The organism is Oceanitalea stevensii (genome assembly GCF_014837105.1).
Lineage (GTDB): Bacteria > Actinomycetota > Actinomycetes > Actinomycetales > Actinomycetaceae > Oceanitalea > Oceanitalea stevensii.
Genome location: NZ_JACSPO010000011.1, coordinates 41191 through 59641 on the forward strand (window position 1 = coordinate 41191; position 18451 = coordinate 59641).

18 protein-coding genes are annotated in these 18451 nt (G+C 74.6%); 8 read left to right on the forward strand and 10 right to left on the reverse strand.

Annotated elements, in window-relative coordinates:
- Positions 1-124: 124 nt before the first annotated feature.
- The 3 genes from H9624_RS14210 (at position 125) to H9624_RS14220 (ending at position 2406) form a co-directional block, all read left to right on the forward strand.
- On the forward strand, positions 125-1156 hold the full coding sequence (locus H9624_RS14210) for a glutathione S-transferase family protein (RefSeq protein ID WP_251840558.1): 1032 nt from the start codon (positions 125-127) through the stop codon (positions 1154-1156).
- 92 nt (positions 1157-1248) lie between these two features.
- On the forward strand, positions 1249-1596 hold the full coding sequence (locus H9624_RS14215) for a PadR family transcriptional regulator (RefSeq protein ID WP_251840559.1): 348 nt from the start codon (positions 1249-1251) through the stop codon (positions 1594-1596).
- Positions 1597-1638: 42 nt separating this feature from the next.
- Positions 1639-2406 (forward strand): hypothetical protein, encoded by a 768-nt coding sequence (locus H9624_RS14220; protein ID WP_251840560.1) that lies wholly within the window; start codon positions 1639-1641, stop codon positions 2404-2406.
- Position 2407: 1 nt separating this feature from the next.
- On the opposite strand, the gene H9624_RS14225 is transcribed toward H9624_RS14220, so the two are convergent.
- Entirely contained in the window at positions 2408-4126 is a 1719-nt protein-coding gene (locus tag H9624_RS14225) for a hypothetical protein (protein ID WP_251840561.1), read from the reverse strand.
- 91 nt (positions 4127-4217) lie between these two features.
- On the opposite strand from H9624_RS14225, the gene H9624_RS14230 reads away from it, so the two are divergent.
- Positions 4218-4550, forward strand: coding sequence for a thioredoxin family protein (locus tag H9624_RS14230; protein WP_251840562.1), 333 nt, complete (start codon positions 4218-4220; stop codon positions 4548-4550).
- Here H9624_RS14230 and H9624_RS14235 read toward each other — a convergent pair.
- Positions 4547-5647 carry a DNA glycosylase AlkZ-like family protein gene (locus H9624_RS14235; RefSeq protein ID WP_251840563.1) on the reverse strand — a complete coding sequence of 367 codons (1101 nt, stop codon included), beginning with the start codon at positions 5645-5647 and terminating at the stop codon, positions 4547-4549. The two genes, H9624_RS14230 and H9624_RS14235, sit on opposite strands and share 4 nt — an antisense overlap.
- A gap of 107 nt (positions 5648-5754) precedes the next feature.
- Entirely contained in the window at positions 5755-6834 is a 1080-nt protein-coding gene (locus tag H9624_RS14240; RefSeq protein ID WP_286011255.1) for a cation diffusion facilitator family transporter, read from the reverse strand.
- Between the two features lie 57 nt (positions 6835-6891).
- Here H9624_RS14240 and H9624_RS14250 point away from each other — a divergent pair, with 57 nt between their 5' ends.
- Both H9624_RS14250 and H9624_RS14255 read left to right on the forward strand, forming a co-directional pair.
- On the forward strand, positions 6892-7269 hold the full coding sequence (locus H9624_RS14250; protein WP_251840564.1) for an ArsR/SmtB family transcription factor: 378 nt from the start codon (positions 6892-6894) through the stop codon (positions 7267-7269).
- 126 nt (positions 7270-7395) lie between these two features.
- The gene (locus H9624_RS14255) at positions 7396-7767 is read left to right on the forward strand and encodes a GntR family transcriptional regulator (protein WP_251840565.1); all 372 of its coding nucleotides are present in this window, start codon (positions 7396-7398) and stop codon (positions 7765-7767) included.
- Between the two features lies 1 nt (position 7768).
- Here H9624_RS14255 and H9624_RS14260 read toward each other — a convergent pair whose 3' ends face one another.
- Positions 7769-8176, reverse strand: a complete 408-nt coding sequence (locus tag H9624_RS14260) for a MarR family winged helix-turn-helix transcriptional regulator (RefSeq protein ID WP_251840566.1) — start codon at positions 8174-8176, stop codon at positions 7769-7771.
- 163 nt (positions 8177-8339) lie between these two features.
- On the opposite strand from H9624_RS14260, the gene H9624_RS14265 reads away from it, so the two are divergent.
- Positions 8340-10163, forward strand: coding sequence for an ABC transporter ATP-binding protein (locus tag H9624_RS14265; RefSeq protein WP_251840567.1), 1824 nt, complete (start codon positions 8340-8342; stop codon positions 10161-10163).
- Positions 10164-10200: 37 nt separating this feature from the next.
- Here H9624_RS14265 and H9624_RS14270 read toward each other — a convergent pair whose 3' ends face one another.
- From H9624_RS14270 to H9624_RS14295, 6 genes are all read right to left on the reverse strand, one after another.
- On the reverse strand, positions 10201-10971 hold the full coding sequence (locus tag H9624_RS14270; RefSeq protein WP_251840568.1) for an HAD-IIB family hydrolase: 771 nt from the start codon (positions 10969-10971) through the stop codon (positions 10201-10203).
- 29 nt (positions 10972-11000) lie between these two features.
- The gene (locus H9624_RS14275; RefSeq protein ID WP_251840569.1) at positions 11001-11822 is read right to left on the reverse strand and encodes an aldo/keto reductase; all 822 of its coding nucleotides are present in this window, start codon (positions 11820-11822) and stop codon (positions 11001-11003) included.
- A gap of 195 nt (positions 11823-12017) precedes the next feature.
- Entirely contained in the window at positions 12018-12989 is a 972-nt protein-coding gene (locus tag H9624_RS14280) for an NAD-dependent epimerase/dehydratase family protein (protein ID WP_251840598.1), read from the reverse strand.
- 68 nt (positions 12990-13057) lie between these two features.
- Entirely contained in the window at positions 13058-15805 is a 2748-nt protein-coding gene (locus H9624_RS14285; protein WP_251840570.1) for an alpha/beta fold hydrolase, read from the reverse strand.
- Complete coding sequence (locus tag H9624_RS14290; protein ID WP_251840571.1) at positions 15802-16836, reverse strand: 3-oxoacyl-ACP synthase III; 1035 nt, start codon at positions 16834-16836, stop codon at positions 15802-15804. The genes H9624_RS14285 and H9624_RS14290 overlap by 4 nt, the downstream gene beginning before the upstream one ends.
- 75 nt (positions 16837-16911) lie before the next feature.
- Entirely contained in the window at positions 16912-17505 is a 594-nt protein-coding gene (locus H9624_RS14295; RefSeq protein ID WP_251840572.1) for a DUF4282 domain-containing protein, read from the reverse strand.
- Positions 17506-17619: 114 nt separating this feature from the next.
- Between H9624_RS14295 and deoD the strand changes: the two genes are divergently transcribed.
- Entirely contained in the window at positions 17620-18336 is a 717-nt protein-coding gene (gene deoD, locus H9624_RS14300; protein WP_251840573.1) for a purine-nucleoside phosphorylase, read from the forward strand.
- Positions 18337-18451: the final 115 nt, after the last annotated feature.

Here is an 18451-nt window from a genome sequence, read left to right on the forward strand (position 1 = left end):
TCCGGGCTTCGCCCCGCCTGTGGGCTTCGATTGCGTCGCACCTCCCACTCACCCCACGGCGACGGAAAGGGCGCCGCGTGATCGGAAAGGGCGACGCAACGAGGTGGGGGTTACGGTCGAGGGCATGGACGACGCGCACTCGACCGCCGGCAGCTACGTGGCCCCCGGGCAGGAGTTCACCCGGGACACGAACTACATCACCACCCGCATCACCCGCGACGGCGCGGACGGCTACCCGGTGGAGGCCGGGCGGTACCGGCTCGTCGCGGCGCGCGCCTGCCCGTGGGCGAACCGGACGATCATCGTGCGCCGCCTGCTCGGCCTGGAGGACGCGATCTCCCTCGGCCTGCCCGGCCCCACCCACGACGCCCGCTCGTGGACCTTCGACCTCGACCCCGGCGGCCGTGACCCGGTGCTCGGCATCGAGCGGATCCAGGAGGCCTACTTCGCGCGCTTCCCCGACTACCCCCGCGGGATCACCGTGCCGGCGATCGTCGACGTCCCCACCGGGCAGGTGGTGACCAACGACTACGCCCAGATCACCCTCGACCTCTCCTCGGAGTGGCGCGAGCACCACCGCGAGGGCGCACCGGACCTCTACCCCGAGCACCTGCGCGAGGAGATCGACACCGTCAACCGCCGCGTCTTCACCGAGGTCAACAACGGCGTGTACCGCTGCGGCTTCGCCGGCTCCCAGGAGGCCTACGAGAAGGCCTACGACCGGCTGTGGACCGCGCTGGACTGGCTGGAGGAGCGCCTCACGCACCAGCGCTACCTCGTGGGGGACACGATCACCGAGGCCGACGTGCGCCTGTTCACCACGCTCGTGCGCTTCGACCCCGTCTACCACGGGCACTTCAAGTGCAACCGGAACAAGCTGAGCGAGATGCCGGCGCTGTGGGGCTACGCCCGCGACCTCTTCCAGACACCGGGGTTCGGCGACACGATCGACTTCGAGCAGATCAAGCAGCACTACTACGTCGTCCACACCGACCTCAACCCCACGCAGATCGTGCCCCTCGGCCCCGACCTCAGCGGCTGGACCACCCCGCACGGCCGCGAGGCGCTCGGCGGGCGGCCCTTCGGCGACGGCACGCCTCCCGGACCGGTGCGCGAGGGCGAGCGCGTGGACCCGGAGCACACACCCCTGCGCTGAGATCAAGGGGACGGTGCTCGGTCGCTCACGCCCGCCCAACTACTCAGAGCGTCTACCTAGACAACCTGACTAGTTAGTGCCACGATCTACCCATGAGCACGACACCGGCACGCAGCGAGTGGCTCCGCGGGGCGCTCGAGCTCTGCGTGCTCCGCACGCTGTCCCACGGGCCCACCTACGGGTACGCCATCGCCGCCCAGCTCGCCGAGGCAGGCTTCGGTGACATCAAGGGCGGCACCCTCTACCCCTTGCTGGGCCGCCTCGAGAAGAACGCGCTCGTCACCGTCGAGTGGCGAGCCGGCGAGGGCGGTCCGGGCCGCAAGTACTTCGCTCTCACCGACGAGGGCCGGGCGGCACTCGACCAGGGCACCGCCCAGTGGCACGCCTTCGCGGCGACCGTGGCGGCGCACCTGACCGGCACGCCCGTCCCGTCCCGCTGACACCACCCTGCCTCACGGCACCCACAACTCCGAGGAGACGCCATGGACACCACCGCGAGCGGCACGACCGCCCAGCACGAGGTCTGGCACCGCCCCTTCGTCAAGGACCACCAGCGCTGGTGCGACGACTTCGTCCTTGAGCTCCGGCTCCGCGACGTGCCCGGACCGGTGATCGGTGACCGGCTGGCCGAGGTCGAGGCCCACTGCACCGACACCGGGGAGAGCCCGGACGAGGCCTTCGGCGACCCCAGGGAGTACGCCCACCAGCTGGGGCAGGACCGCTCGCCGGAGCTCACGGCCGGCGTGTGGCGGGTCGCGCTCGTCGCGGCGCTGCAGATCGTCGCCCTGCTCGTCGGCACGTCCGCGGCCTTCTCCTGGGCGCGGGGCGAGGAGCTGTCCTACAACGTCGTCCAGCTCGTGGCCGTGGCACTGCTCGCCGCACTGCTGCTCGCGCTCCCCGTCCTCCTGCGCCCGCTCGTCGCGCGGCCGTGGGCGGTCGGGGTGCCGCTCGCGCTGCTCACGACGGCGGCGGGCGTCGGGTCGGCAGCGGCCGGGCGCCTGGACCTGCCCGCGCTCGTCACGCTGCCTCCGGCAGCCGTCGCGGTCGCCCTCTTCGTCGTCGTCGTGGTCCTGGCCGTCCTCGAGCACCGCGAGCTCACCGCCGACGACGACCAGGTCACCTCCCCGCTCGCGCCGACACCGGGTGCGTCCGCCGGGCCGGGCCGGGGCCACCTCGCGGCCCTCCTGCCCGCCGTCCTCGTCCCCCTCGCCTACGTGGTCCTCGCGGTCCTCCCGTGGGTCCTGCCCTGACCTACTGGTAGGTGATGAAGTGGGGCACGGGGTCGACCTGGGAGATGGTCTGCTCCGGGGTGAGCATCGGGGAGTCCTCGTCGTAGAAGTTCTTCCAGCCCCACCACTCGATGTCCGGGCCGTGCTCGTGGAGCGTGCGCCACGTGTCCTGCTTGGCGCCCTGGCCGCCCTGGCCGTCGGCGTGGACGAGGACGGCGAGCTCGCTGCGTGAGAGGTCCACCTCGGGCACGGTCTGGATCATCCGCACCTGGAACTGGTGGAGGACGAGCATCTTCTGCGGCAGGTCGCGCTCGCGGGTGAAGTCGGCGAGCCAGTCGACCACCTCGTTGACCTCCTCGGCGGTCACGGAGCCGATGCGGACCATGTGCTGCTCGTCGGGCCCGAGGTTCCACTCCGGGTCCAGCGCCAGACCGACGTGGGGCAGCTCGAGGAGCTCGGCGTAGTGCTGGGCCTGCTCGAGGAAGGAGGCGCGGCCGGGCTGGAGGTCGAGGACGACGTACTGGCCGGCCTCCCCCGCCGCCTCGACGAGCGGGCGCAGGTCCTCCGCGGGCCACTCGTTGGAGTAGTTGCCGTCGTCGCCCGCACTGGAGGAGGCGACCGTCGCGATGATCTCCAGGGCCGGGACGACGGTGTCGTCCACGAGCTCCTCGTAGGGCTGCGCGTGCTCCTGCGCGCGGGCGATCGTCGCCTCGGTGCCCTGCTCGCCGAGCACGCCGAGGGCGGGCGTCACCGGGCTGCCGTACAGCGCGACGTAGCGCTTGCCGGGGAAGACGAGCTGCCCGCCGCCGGGCAGCTCGACGCCGGTCGCCGCGGTCGCGGCGCGCCAGGCGAGGGTCTCGTCGTCACCGAAGGCGTCCCCCAGCCCGACGACGTGGTCCGGCGCCGCCTCGCTCAGCGCGGTCACCGACTCGCTCGTGGCCCGTGGGTCCCCGCCGGGCACGACGGCGACGTCCGCACCGGCAGCGCGTGCGGTGGCCGTGGCCACCAGCTCCTCCGGTGCGCCCGTCGTGAGCGCGAGGGTGCCGGTCACGGGCTCGGGAAGCTCGGTCGCGGGAAGCTCCTCGCCGTCGGCGGCCGCCTCGGACGTCGCCTCGGCGGCGCTCGTCTGCTCGGCGGTCGCGTCGTCCGCCGTCTGCTCGTCGGCGTCGTCCGCCGCGCCTGCTGCGAGGGCGAGCGGGGTGAGCGTCCCGCGCTCGAGCCCGACGACGGCGGCCACCTCCTCGCCGTCGCCCACGTCGACAGGCTCCCCCGCGGGGAGGTCGAGGTGCTCGGCGAGCGCGGCGTCGTCGGCCGGGGCGGGGACGGCGACGACGTCGCCCAGCTCCTCGGGCAGCGCGACGTCACCGACCGTGAGCACCCAGCCGGCCTCGAGGCGGTCGAGCTCCTCGGTGAGGGCAGCGGCGTCGTCGTCGAGGAGGACGGGGGCGCCGAGGGCGAGGCTCGCGCTGCTCGCCCGCAGCCGGGAGGCCGGGTCGGCGTCGTCGGCGAGGACGACGACGGGTGCGTGGGCGAAGAAGGTGCGGCTCGCGGCGAGGGCGAGCTCGCCGTCGGCGCCGGGGAGGACGGCGGTGGCTGCCGGCTGCTGGACCGACCCGCGCTCGGGGGTCGGCTCGGCGGTCGGGGACTCGGCGTCGTCGGGGCCGTCCTCGCTCGAGCAGGCGGCGAGGACGAGGCACACGCTCACGGCGAGGGCCACGGCGCGGGTCGGACGTCGGCTCACGGGGAGGCCTCCAGGGGTCGGGTGCCCGACCACCCTACGTGGGGCGCCCCGCCGCGGCGCGGGGCGGCTGGAGGCTCCGTAGAATCGGCGGGTGACCTCCTCCCCTCTCACCGCCGACGCGCTCGGACTGTCCGGGCCGCTCGGTGAGCGGGCGACCCTCCTGCAGATCTCCTCGGGCTTCTGCGCGCCGTGCCGGGCCGCGCGCGGCCTGCTCGCGCGCGTGGCGGAGACGACGCCGGGGGTGCGGCACGTGGACGTCGACGTCGCCCACGACACCGAGCTCGCCGCGCGCCTCGAGATCACCCAGACCCCCACCGTCGTCGTCCTCGACTCCGACGGCACCGTCGTCACGCGCTACGAGGGCGTCCCGCGGCTGGCCGCCGTGCGGGAGCTCCTCGACCGGCTCGCGCCCGCCGGCGCCTAGGCACGCCGGACGGTCGCCCGCAGCGGCCGCTGGAGGAGCTCGCCGAGGCGGGCGACCTGGTCGTCGAGGAGCCCGGTGGGCGCCGGGCCGGCCTCGGCGAACCAGTCCACCGCGGCCTCGTCGCCGCACGCGGTCCACGTCCCGGAGACGACGCCCCCGGCCAGGACGAGGTTGGCGCCGCCGGTGACGGCGGCACGCCGGGCCGGCGGGACGACGTGCGCGTCGGCCGTCCCGGGGCCCAGCACCCACTGGTCGTGTCCCGGGAGGAGACGGACGGCGTCCGTCGGCACCGCCGCGTGCACGTCGTCGAGGTCCTCGCCGAGGCCGGCGGCACTCTCGCCCCCGACGTCCACGGTCGTCACGCCGTCGAGCCCGGCGAGCCAGTCCCGGACCCGCCGGCGGCCGGCACCCAGGCCCTCCCCGAGCCAGTAGTGGACGCGCTCGGGCGTGGCCGGGCCGTAGCTGCGGAGGTAGGTGCGCACCGCGCGGGGCCCGGCGTCGTCGAGGTCGGGCAGGCCCGGCCAGCGGGGGTTGGCCTCGAGGCTGGCGAAGGTGACCCGGCCGCCGCGGTCGGGGCCGAAGCACAGGACGCCCTGCCAGGCGAGCGGCTTGAGGAGGGTGTCGTTGCCCCGGGCGATCGAGGCGTGGAGCGGGGCGAAGGCCGGGGTGGCGGCGACGGCGTCGGCGAGCTCGGTGCGGGTGAGCGGGCCGCCGGCGAGCGCCTCGCGCACGACGTCGCGCAGGGCCGGCCAGTCCTCCGGCGCGAGCCCGTAGTACTCCTGCCAGCTCGGCAGCTCCCACATGCGGCTCGCGCTGCGCAGCGCGAGGTGGACGGAGGCCTGGTCCGGCGTCATGAGGTGGGTGGCGCCGCGGAAGGCGTAGGTCTTCACCACCCGCCCGTCGGCGAGGGCGGCGGCGAGGTCACCGGCCCGCGACTGCTGCAGGCGCAGCCGTACGGCCAGCTCCGCAGCACCCAGGTCCTTGGCGACGACGGCGCCGAGCCGGCCGACGACGTCGTCCACCGTCCCGGTCCCGGTGGGAGCGAGAAGCTGTCGGCGCAGGCGCCAGGCCAGCGCCTGCGCCCAGGTCAGCGACATGGCAGCAGGGTAGGGCGTCGGTACCGCGCAGGGGGACGGGATCCCCGTCGCCTGTCAGGCGCCGCGGCTGCCTACGTCGGCCGCCGTGGGCGGCGCCGCTCCGCTGGTCAGCCCGTGGACACGACGCGGACCACCGCGCGCTCGAGGTGGGGCACTCGCGTCCGCAGCCGCTCCTCGACCGCGCGACAGACATCGATGCCGCACTCGAGGGTGAGGCCGTTCTCCACACTGATCCCGACGTCCGCCTCGAGCCGGTGGCCCGTCCACCGGGCCCGCACCGCGTCCACCGCGACGACTCCCGCCACCCGACCGGACTCGGCCTCGAGCAGGTCAAGAGTCTCGGGCTCGACGCCGTCCATGAGCCGGCGCACGACCGTGCGCATGGAGCCGACGAGCACCGCGACGATGACGGCCGCGATGACGAGGCCGACGACCGGGTCGAGCCACGGAACGCCCGCCCACGCCCCGACGACACCGATGACGACGGCAAGGGAGGTCAGCGCGTCGGTCCTGGCGTGCTGCCCCTCGGCGACCAGCGCCGCGGAGCCGATCCGCCGGCCGGCACGGATGCGGTAGACAGCGACGACATCGTTGCCGGCCGCGCCCACGAGGGCGGCGGCGAGCACCCACCCCAGGTGGGTCATGTCGCGCTCGGTGCTGAGGGCACGGACCGACTCCCACACGATGAGAGCCGCCGACAGCGCGACGACGAGCCCGATGAGGAGTCCTACGAGGTCCTCGGCCCGGCGGAAGCCGTGGCTGTAGCGCCGGGTCGCGGGACGCCGGCCGAGCCGGAAGGCGATGATGAGCGGGATGGTCGTCGCAAGGTGGCCGAGGTTGTGAAGGGTGTCGGCGAGCAGTGCGACCGAGCCACTGAGCCAGACGATGATCAGCTGGAGCACGGCAGTGGTGCCCATGCCCGCCAGGCTCACCCACGCGGCGCGGATCCCGATCGCGCTGCTCTCCTCTGCGGTCCGGATGGTCTCGCTGTGGTCGTGGCTGTGCGGCACCAGGGCATGGCGCAGCCGAGCCCACGGGCCGCCGTGCCCGTGCTCGTGGCTCGTGCCGTGCGCGTGGCCGTGGTCGTGGCCGGTCTCGTGGTCGTGGCCGTGGTCGTGCTCAGGGCCATGGCCGTCCTCGTGGCCGACACGCGGGCCGTCGAGCCCTGGCTGCAGTGACGCGTTCATGCTTCCAAAACTACCTGCTCATCCATGCAGATAACGACACGCCGCTAGGCTGGACGTGTGCACGACGAGCCGATACGCCCCGTTCCCGACGACGAGCACGCGCAGATCGCAGCCGACCGCTTCCGGATGCTGTCCGACCCGACGCGCGTCAAGATCCTCTGGGCGCTCTTCCAGGCCGAGTCCAACGTCAACACCCTCGCCGAGAACGTCGGGGCAACACCCGCCGCGGTGAGCCAGCACCTCGCCAAGCTCCGGCTCGCCAGCCTCGTGAGGACGCGACGCGACGGCACCTTCGTCTACTACTCGGCCACGGACGCCCACGTCCACCGCCTGCTGGCCGAGTCTCTCTCGCACGCGGAGCACGTCACCGGCGTGGCCGCCGGAACCGACGCCCACAGCTACCGGGCGGCAGGTCGCGTGGCAGACTCCCGATAGGCCCCGGCGGGCGAGCGGGTGCACACCGCGGGCCGTCAGCGAACCGCGGATACTGGCACGACCGTCGCCCGCGCCCTAGCGTGTGACCGTGCCCCTCGACGCAACCCCGCCCCTCGCGGGTGCCGCATGACACTGCGACTGGACGCCGGCTCCCCGGAGCCGCCCTTCGCGCAGCTGCGCGCCCAGCTCACCGCGCAGATCGGTGACGGGACGCTACGCCCGGGCGACCGGCTGCCGACGGTGCGCGCGCTGGCGGACGAGCTCGGCATCGCGCCGAACACCGTCGCGCGGGCCTACCGCGAGCTCGAGGCGGACGGCCTGCTCGTGGGCCGGGGCCGGGCGGGCACCTTCGTCACCGACCCGGCGGCACGCGGGGGCGCCGACGACGACCACGCGGCGGCCGAGCGCGCCGCGGCGTCGTACGTGGAGGCGGTGCGCTCCCTGGGGCTGGACCCGCGCGAGGCCCTCGCCGTCGTGCGCCGGGCGCTCGGCGTCTGAGCTAGTCGACCAGCCGGCGCAGCAGGCGGGCGAGCTCCTCGCGCTCCCGGGGGTCCAGCCGGCCGAAGAAGGCCGCGGCCTCGGCGCCGCGGAGCCGGTCCGCGGCCTCGTGGACCTCGCGGCCCTCGTCCGTGGCGACGACGAGCACGGCCCGGCGGTCGGCGGGGTCGGGCTGCCGCGCGACGAGGCCGCGGGCCTCGAGGGAGTCGACAACCTCGGTCGCCGAGCGCGGGGCGATGCGCAGGTGGGCGGCGACCTCGCTGAGGCGGGCGCCGTCGTGCCCGCACACCGTCCGCAGCGCCCGCGCCTGGTGCGGGGACAGGTCCCAGTCCTCCAGCGAGGACCACATCCGGCGGCGCAGCGCGCGGCTCGCGTGCATGAGTGCTTCGCTGAGCTCGGGGTCGGCCATGGCCGCAACAGTAGCGCGCACCCACATAGTGAGGTAACCTCGCTATTGCGTGCGGCGCGACGGTCACGGCAGGACATCGCCGACCAGTCCCGCGCCCCGCCCCTGAACCGGTCCGACGGCACCCACACTCCGCCGTCGTCATTGAGAAAGCGAGGTGGCGCTCATGTCGAGCCCCTCCTTCCGCCCCCACGGCCCCGTCCGCCGCGACCCGGCCGACACCGCCCAGCTCGAGTCCCACCCCGTGAGCCTGCGGCGCATCGCCGCCCTCTTCGGGCCGCACAGCCGCCGGCTGCTCGTCGTCGTCGCGCTCATCGCCGCCAGCTCCGTCATGGGCCTGGCGACCCCGTTCCTCACCCGGCACGTCATCGACGTCGCCCTTCCCGAGCAGGACGTGCGCCTGCTCCTCATGCTCGTCGGCGCGATGCTCGTCGTCACCGTCGTGACGGCGACGCTCGGCGTCCTGCAGACGTGGATCTCCACCGACGTCGGCCAGAAGGTCATGCACCGGCTGCGCACCGACGTCTTCGTCCACCTCCAGCGCCAGCCGATGTCCTTCTTCACCCGCACCCGCGGCGGTGAGGTGCAGTCGCGCCTCACCCACGACATCGGCGCGATGCAGTCCGTCGTCACCGGCACCGCCACGGCGATCACCGCGAACGTCACGACGGCGATCGCGACGATCGTCGCGATGGTCGCCCTCAGCTGGCAGCTCGCGCTGCTCTCCCTCGTCGTCCTGCCGCCCGCCATCTGGCTCACCCGCCGCGTGGCACAGCTGCGCCGCGAGGTCACGGCCAAGCGCCAGGCGGCGCTGGCCGGCCTGCACGGGCAGGTGGAGGAGTCGCTGTCCGTCAGTGGTGCGCTCCTCGCGAAGACGCTCGGCGCCGGCCCGGAGCTGAGCCGCCGCTTCGCCGACTCCTCGAGCGAGCTCGCCGACCTCGAGCTGCGCTCCGAGCTCGCCGGCCGCTGGCGGATGGCGACGATGAGCGTCATCTTCTCCGCCATCCCCGCGCTCATCTACCTCGTCGCGGGCCTGCCCGGCTCCGGCGACATCACGATCGGCACGCTCGTCGCCTTCATCGCCCTGCAGTCCGGGCTGTTCCGCCCGCTCATGGGCGTGCTCAACACCGGCGTGCAGGTCACCGCGTCACTCGCGCTGTTCAGCCGGATCTTCGAGTACCTCGACCTCCCCGTGGAGATCGACGACCCGGTCCAGCCGGTGGCGCTGCCCTCCGGCGGCGGTCCGGGCGCCGTCACCTTCGAGGACGTCTCCTTCCGTTACCCCGACGCGGACACCGACGCCGTCTCCGGCCTCGACCTCCACGTCCCCGCCGGAACGCGGCTGGCCCTCGTGGGCGAGTCCGGTGCGGGCAAGTCGACGATCGCCGGTCTCGTGGCGCGGCTGCAGGACCCGACGTCCGGCCGCGTCCTGCTCGACGGCGTCGACCTGCGCGACCTCACCCTCACCGACCTCGCCTCCCAGGTGGGCGTCGTGTCCCAGGAGACCTACCTCCTCCACACGACCGTGCGCGAGAACCTGCGCTACGCCCGCCCCGAGGCGACCGACGAGGAGATCGAGGCCGCGGCCCGCGCCGCCCAGGTCCACGACGTCATCCTCGCCCTGCCGCTCGGCTACGACACCGTCGTGGGTGCGCGTGGCCACCGCTTCTCCGGCGGCGAGAAGCAGCGCCTGGCCATCGCCCGCACGCTGCTGCGCGACCCCCGTGTGCTCGTCCTCGACGAGGCCACCAGCGCCCTCGACACCCGCACGGAGCACGCCGTCCAGGAGGCGCTCGACGTGCTGAGCCGCGGGCGCACGACGATCACCATCGCCCACCGTCTCTCGACGGTCCGGAACGCCGACCTCATCGCCGTCGTCGACCACGGGCGCATGGTGGAGGTGGGCAACCACGAGGAGCTGCTCGCGAAGGACGGCCACTACGCGGCCCTGGTCGCGGCGGCCGAGCGTCAGCCCGCCCTGGTCCCCTAGCGTCGCAGGCGCACGGCGGCGGCGGGGCTGGGCGCGGTCAGGCTCGGGTGGGGGCGAGCTCCTCCACCAGGGCGCGGACCGTCGTGGCGGTCTCCTCCCAGCCGTCCACGGCGATGCACCGGACGCCCATCGCCTTGACCGGGTAGTCGTTGCCGCCCTCGTCGAGGCGGTCGCCGATGAAGAGCATGTCGGCGAGGTCGATGCCGGTCTGCTCGGCCAGGCGGGTCATGCCGTAGGCCTTGTCGACGCCCTGGCGGGTGATGTCGATCGACGTCGAGCCGCCGGAGCGGACCTCGAGCTCGGGCAGCAGCGGGGCGACGGCGGCGCGCAGCTGCTCCTTCTTCTCCCCCGTCGGGTCCCAGGCGCGCTTCGCGTCCAGCGGCGCCTGCTGGCCGAGGGCCGAGAACGTGATCTGTGAGCCGCGGTCCTCGAGGGCCGGTCCCCAGGTCTGCTCCTCCCACAGCCCCAGCCGCCGCGCCTCACGCTCGACGACGGCCAGCGCCTCGGCGCGCTCCTCGGCGGAGAGGTCGTGGGCGTAGACCTCACGGAGGTCGCCGTCGTCGTCGTAGCGGTAGTAGCGCGTGCCGCAGGTCGGCATGAGGTGCAGACGCGAGCGGGCGGCGTCGTCGAGCTCGAGCCGCTCGGTCACCTGGGTGGTGAACTGCTCGAGCTGCCCGCCCGAGATGATGCACACCGGGACGACGGCGAGGAGCGCGGTGAGCGCCTCGGCCATCTCCGGGTGGATCGGGGACTTCGAGGGCGTGAGGGTGTCGTCGAGGTCGAAGGCGACCAGTCGGGCGGCAGGCATCGGCTCAGGATACAAGCGCGCCCGGAGGCTCAGAACTCCTCGTGGGTGTCCGGGTCGTGGCTCTGCCGGCCGCGCTCGAGGCCGCTGATCTGCGCCATCTCCGACTCGCTCAGCTCGAAGCCGAAGACGTCGAGGTTGAGGCTCTGCCGGTCCGGGCTGGCGGACTTCGGGATGGGCAGGACGCCGAGCTGGACGTGCCAGCGCAGCACCACCTGCGCGGCCTCCACGCCGTGGCGGCCGGCGATCTGCTCGAGCGCCGGCTCGGTGAGGAGCGAGGCGCTGCGGGCCAGCGGACTCCAGGACTGGGTGAGCACGGTGCGCTCGGCGTCGGCGGCGCGCATGTCGGCCTGCGTGAAGTAGGGGTGCAGCTCGATCTGGTTGACCGCCGGCGCCACGTCGGTCTCGGCGATGATCCGGTCCAGGTGCGCGGCGGTGAAGTTCGAGACGCCGATCGAGCGGACGACGCCGTCCTCGCGCAGCTTGACGAGCGCGCGCCAGGAGTCGACGTACTTGTCCAGGCGCGGCAGCGGCCAGTGGATGAGGTAGAGGTCGACGTACTCGAGGCCGAGCTTCTTGCGGGACGTCTCGAAGGCGCGCAGCGCCTCCTCGTAGCCCTGGTCGCTGCCGCGGAGCTTGGTCGTGACGATGATCTGCTCACGCGGGACGCCGGACTCGGCGATGCCGCGGCCGACGGCCTCCTCGTTCTCGTACTTCGCGGCGGTGTCGATGAGCCGGTAGCCCATCTCGAGTGCCGTCCGCACGGCCTCGGGGGCCTCCTCGTCCATCGGCCAGGTGCCGAGGCCGATCGCGGGGATCCGGTTGCCGTCGTTGAGCGCGAGAGTCGGGATCATGTGGCCATTGTGGCGCGCGGGGCACCGCACCCGCACCCGGCGCCCCCGGCCGGACCGACCGTGCGGCCCTTGAGTCCGCTGTGCCGGCGGTAGACCGGGCGCACGGTGGACCGGCGGGCGCACGGTGCGAGGAGGCGGGGCGAGATCCAGCTCTCGGCGCGAGGGAGGGCGGTGCGCAGTGCGCCGCCGCCGCCGTCAGTGCGTGCGGTAGTGCTCGGCGAGCCGGGCGAGGCCCTCGTCGATGCTGACGGCCGGCTCCCAGCCGAGCACCTCGCGGGTGCGTCGTTGGTCGAACCAGTGCGCGGTGGAGAGCTGCTCGGCGAGGAAGCGGGTCATCGGCGGCTCGTCGCGGCCCGGGCGCACCGCCCACACGGCCTCGACCAGTCCCCCGGCCACCTTCGCCAGCCGTGCCGGCACGCGCCACGCCGGGGCCGGCGCGCCGGCGGCGAGCGAGATCCCGGAGATGAGGTCACCGATCGCGCGCGGCTCCCCGTTCGTCACGACGAGCGCCTGCCCGTGGGCCTGCGGCGCGCGCTCGAGCGCCGCGACGAGCGCGTCAGCCGCGTTGTCGACGTAGACGGAGTCGACGAGCGCCGCGCCGTGGTCGAGCAACGGCAGCCGTCCGGCCCGCGCACGCTCGACGATCCGCGCGACGAGCTGCGTGTCCCCCGGCCCCCACACGAGGTGCGGGCGGACGGCGACCACGGCGAGGTCAGGTCCGTCGGCCTCCAGCGCCAGCAGCTCAGCCGCCGCCTTGGTCCGGGCGTAGTTGCCGCGCGCGTGCTCGGGCTGCGCGGGTCCGGCCTCCTCGCCGACGAGGGACCCTCCCGTGTGCGCGACCGACGGCGAGGACACCTGGACGAAGCGCCGCACCCCCGCCGCTCGTGCGGCCGCGAGCAGCGTGCGCGTGCCCTCGACGTTCACCTGCTCGTACTCGTGCCGCGGACCGCTCACCGAGACCTTCGCGGCGAGGTGGACGACGGCGTCCCGCCCCTCGACGGCGCGCGTCACCGCTGCGGGGTCGGTGAGGGACCCGAGCGAGTCGCTCGCCCCTTCGACGCCGGCGGGGCGCCGCTGGAAGGTCCGCACGTCGTGGCCCGCGGCCACCAGTCGCTCCGCCGTCCGTCGGCCGAGCATGCCGCTGGCCCCGGTGACGAGGACGCGCAGCGCCTGCGGGGGCGCGGTCTCGGCCGTGGTGGCGGGGGCGTCGACGCGGCGGCGACGGCGCTGCCGGGTCACGGCTCGCCCATCCGCCCGCCGGCCAGGGCCTTCTCGGCCCACCGGCCGATGCGGCCGCGCTCGATCTTCGCGTTGTGCCGCACGTCGGTGGGTAGCTCCCGCACGCGCAGGACGGCCGCCACCGGGACGCCGCACGCCTCGGCGACGGCGCGGCGCACCGCGCTCATGAGGCCGGGAGTCGCGAGCGAGGCACCGGCGCGTGAACGGCGGTCCACAGCCGGGTCTGTCTCAAGGACGACGACGAGCTGCTGGGTCCCCGAGGGGCCCACACCCACGGCGGCCGCGCGCAGGACGCCGGGCACCCGCTCGGCGGCGTGCTCGACGGCCACGGGCGTGATGACGCCCCCGGGCGCCGTGACGACGTGCGACAGGCGCCCCTCGACCCACAGCCGCCCCTCGGCGTCGAGGTGGCCGACGTCGCCGGTCCGGTGACGGCCCGGGTGGTCGGCGCTGGCCTCCTGCGTCGCCCACAGTCGGTCGTAGGTGCGCTTGAGGTGCGGCGCGGCGACGAGGATCTCCCCCGTGACGCCGGGTGCGTCGGTGGGCTCACCGGTGGCCGCGCCGTCGGCGTCGAGCGGGAGGATGGTGACCTGCGTGCCGGGGACCGGGCGGCCCACGCAGGTGCCGCTGCCCGCGCCGGGGACGGTGCCGACGCCGGCGACGGCGCGGCGGATCTCCTCGAGGTCGATGTCGGTGACCGGGAGGACCTCGGTCATCCCGTAGGGCGTGCGGGCGCTGGCACGGGGCATGACCTCGGCGACGCGCGCGAGCAGCTCCGGCGGGATCGGCGCGCCCGCGGACAGGAAGAGCCCGACGCCGGAGAGCGCCTCGCGCTGCTCGGCGGACAGCTCCCCGGCGGTCGCGAGGACGTTGCGCAGGGCGGAGGGCGAGGTGAAGACGGCGGTCGCACTGCTCGCGCGGACCGCCTCGGCGAGCGCGGCGGCGGTGAGGGTGGCCGGCGCAGTGACGTCCATGTCGGGGACGACGGCGAGCGAGCCGAGCGCGGTCCCGAGCAGTGCGAAGGGCGCGAAGCCGGCGACGAAGGAGGACTCGCGGCCCAGGTCGTAGGTCTCGGCGAGGGTGTCACGCATCCCGGCCAGACCGCGGTGGGTGTAGACGACGCCCTTGGCCGGGCCGGTGGAGCCGGAGGTGAAGAGGATGGCGGCGTCGTCGTCGGGTCCCGGCACGGGAGGCAGCACGGTGCCGGCGCGCTCGAGCTCGGCGCCGCGGGCGGTGAGCCCGGGGAGGGTGTCGGTGACGCCGAGCGCGCGGGCCTGCGCCGGCGGCAGCTCGCTCACGGCGACGCGGCGGCCGGGCCACGACAGGAGCCGCGCGCCGACGAGGCCGCGGTCGATGCCGATGACGACGTCCGGCGAGGCGCCGCGGATCGCGCGGCTCATCCCGCGCAGGCCCAGGCCCTGGTCGGCGATGACGGCGACGGCGCCGAGGCGCAGGCAGGCGAAGAGCGCGGTCGTGAGGTCGACGCCGGGGGTGACGAGCAGGCTGACGCGCTGCCCCGGCCGCACGCCGGCGTCGTGCAGGCCGAGGGCGAGGTGGCGCACGCGGGTGGCGAGGTCGCGCCACGTCACGGTGTCGGTGCCGCCGGGGTGGAGGGCGACGACGGCGGGCGCGTCGTCGTCGCGACGCTCGTCGAGGACCGCCGCGAGCGGGCGGACCGGAGCGCCGCCGGCCGGAGAAGTCCGGCTGTCGGCGGGGAGGGGGGCGCCGGTGGCGAGGGGGCGAGTAACAAGTGCGCTGTCGGCGGGGAGGGAAGCGCCGGCGGGGAGGGGGGTGGGGGCGGGAGCCGCGCCGTCGGGCGAGATCCAGCTGTCGGCGGGGAAGGTCGACCCGAGCCAGCGGGTGATTGTGCCGGCGACGTCGACGTCCTCGGCGAGGAGGTGGCCGGCGCCCTCGAAGCGGTGCACGTCGGCGTGCGGCAGGCGGCGCAGGAGGTCCTCGAGGTAGCGACGCTGGAAGACCGGGTCGCGCGGGCCCCACAGGACGAGGGCCGGCACCTCGAGGCGGGCCACGCCGTCGGCGATGGCGTCGAGCGCGGGGCGGCTCGGGTGGCTCGGGTCGGCGGGGATGTCGGCGACGAAGTCGGCGACTGCGCGGCGGTCCTCGTCGTAGGGCGCGAGGTAGGCGGCGCGCACCTCCCGGCTCAGCGGCGGGTGGGCCAGGGCGAGGGTGGCGCGCAGGAAGGTGCGGGTGCCGCTCGTCGCCCAGCCGTGCACGCTCGGGTTGCCCGCCAGCCGCAGCAGGGCGGGGATCTCGCCGTCGTCGTCGTGGTGGACGGCGGTGTTGGTGAGGACGACGCCCGCGAGAACCTCGGGGTGCGCGACCGCCCAGCCCAGGGAGACGACGCCGCCCCAGTCGTGCCCCACCGTGACGACGGGGCCGGTGAGGCCGAGGTGGTCGGTGAGCTCGCCGAGCTCGGCGACGCGGTCGGCGAGGCGCCGGAAGCGCCCGTCGCGCTGGGACCAGCCCATGCCGAGCTGGTCGACGGCGACGACACGCCAGCCGGCCGCGGCGGCCGCGGGCAGCAGGGAGCGCCACAGGTAGGACCACGTGGGGTTGCCGTGGACGGCGAGGAGCGTGCCGCGGGCCTCACCGGTGAGGTCGGGCGCGTTGTCGAGCAGGTGCCAGGTGACCGGCGGGTCCTCCCCCGTGCCGGGGACAGTGACGCGGCGGCTCCAGCGAGGGTCGAGGCCGGGAAGCTCGGGCAGGTCGGTGCCCGCGCTCACCACTGCAGCTCGAGCATCGCCGTGTTGAGGCCCGACCCCACCCCCAGGCACAGCACCCGGTCCCCCGGAGCGAGGGAGTCCGCCTGGGCGGCGAGGGTCATCGGCAGCGACGCCGGGCCCACGTTGCCCCAGTAGCCGAAGGTGATCGGCACGCGGTCCTCGGGGAGGTCGATCGCGTCGATGACGGCCTTCGTGTACGGCGTGGAGATCTGGTGGGTGACGTAGCGGTCCATGTCGCCCCACTGGAAGCCCGCGCCGTTGTTCGCCTCGGCGAAGGCGGCGGTGACGAGCGGCAGACCGCCGTCGAGCAGGCCCTTGGTGTCGGTGAACATGCCGTCGAGGCTGCCCACGCACAGCTCGTGGTGCTCGGTGCCGGCGCGCGAGACGCCGCCGACGACGCGGTGGCCACCGGGGTGGAGGTCCGCGCGGCCGATGACGGCGGCCGCCGCACCACTGCCCAGGGTGAGGGAGGCGAACTCGCGACGGTAGTCCTCGCGGGTGACCTCGGGCCGGGCGAGGCGACGCAGGGTCGTCTCCTGGGTGCCGCGGGAGTCCTCGCTGTTGACGATGACGGCGTAGTCGATCTGCCCGGCGTCGATCATCGTCGCGGCGAGCATGATGCCGTTGACGAAGCCGAGGCAGGCGTTGGCGATGTCGAAGTTCACCGCCGAGGACGGCAGCGACAGCCCGTGGTGGATGCGCACGGCCACGGAGGGCTCGAGGTGGGTGCGCGTCACGGAGGTGTTGACGAGGAGCCCCACGCGGGCCGGGTCGACGCCGGCCTCGGCGAGCGCCTTGGCGCCGGCCTCGATGGCCGCGTCGTCGAAGCGCGTGCCCGGCTCCCACCACCGCCGTTCCACGACCCCCGAGACCCGCTCGAGGAGGTTGTCGGGAAGACGCAGCCGCCGACGCGTCGGCGCCAGCTCCTCCTCGAAACGCGACGACGGCACCCGCACGGGGGCCTCGATGTGCGTGACAGCAAGGAGTGCCGCGTTGGAGTAGCGGAAGGTCGCGTTACCAGCGGGAGTCACCAGACGACTTTATCCGGAGCACGTCGAGGGGCGCACACCGGGGGGAGGCGCCCCGCCAGTGGGACGGCTCACCCCTCAGCGGCGCTCCTGCGCGCGGTCGAGGAAGTACTCGAGCCAGAAGCGGGCGAAGGCGACGAGCACGAAGGCGCCGAGCGGTCCGGTGGCGAGGAAGAACAGGCCGTAGAGGGTCCACTGACTCCCTCCCATGAAGGGGTTCCTCGCCATCCCGAAGGCACCGATCGCGCCGATGATCGCGACGATGAGCCCGAGCAGCGCGAGGACGAGGACGGCGACGTAGACGATCCGTGCGAGGCCGGGAGTGATCCGGCGGGTGAAGCCGAGGTCGGCGAGCCCGCCGATGGCGGAGGGGCGCTGCTGCGGCTGGGGGTAGCCCTGGCCGAAGCCCTGCCCCGGCCCGGCCTGCTGCGCCGGGTAGCCCGGCGCGTGCCCCTGCTGCTGCGGGTGGCCGGACGGCTGCGGGTAGCCCTGCTGCTGCGGGTAGCCGGGATAGCCACCGGGCTGCGGCTGGCCGGGAGCCGGCTGGGCCGGCTGGCCGCCGGCCGGCTGGGCGCCGGGCGGCTGACCGCCGGGCGGCTGGGCGCCCCAGGGCGCGGGCGGCGGGGGAACCGGGCCGTCCTGCGGCGCGTGCTCGCTGTGCTGGTCGGACATCGTGGCCCCTGACGTCGGCGGTGGAGACACCGCGAGCCTAGTGCCCGGTCCCCGGTTCCGGGCGAGGGGGCGTGGCAGCATGGGTCCACCCCGTCCGTACCCCTGGAGGTCCCTGTGCCCACGCCCCACATCGCCGCCGCCCCCGGCGACTTCGCCCCCGCCGTCCTCATGCCGGGCGACCCCCGGCGGGCGCAGCGCATCGCCGAGCAGCTCATGCCCGACGCGCGCCTCGTCAACGACGTGCGCGGCATGCTCGGCTACACCGGCACCGTGGACGGCAAGCCGCTGAGCGTCATGGGCTCGGGGATGGGCCAGCCCTCGGCGACCATCTACGCCACCGAGCTCTTCCGCGAGTACGGGGTCCAGCGCATCATCCGCGTCGGCACCGCCGGGGGCATCTCCCCGAAGGTCAAGGTCGGCGACGTGCTCGTGGGCCTGGGCGCCCACACCGACTCGGCGATGAACCAGCACCGCATCCCGGGGATCAACTTCTCCGCCGTCGCGTCCTTCGAGCTGGCCGAGGCAGCCGTGCGCGCCGCCCGTGAGCAGGGCATCGACCGCTACCACGTGGGCACGATCGTCTCCCGCGACCACTTCTACCTCAAGGTCCCCGGCCAGACCGAGGCGCTGGGGGCCTACGGGGTGCTCGGCGTCGAGATGGAGGCCGCGGCCCTCTACGGCGTGGCCGCCGAGCTCGGCCGCCAGGCGCTCACCGTCCTCACCGTCTCCGACCACCTCCTCGACGGCTCCCAGGACATGAGCGCCGAGGAGCGCGAGACGACCTTCCAGGGCGCCCTCTCCCTCGCCGTCGCCGCCGCCCTGAGCGAGTAGCCCGGACGCCTCCCCCGCCGTCGCGCCTGGTCGGGTGACCGGCGCCGACGACGCCGTCCGTCCCCGACGCCGGAAATGCGACGTCGGGGACGGGCAGGGCTCCTAGACTGGCTGG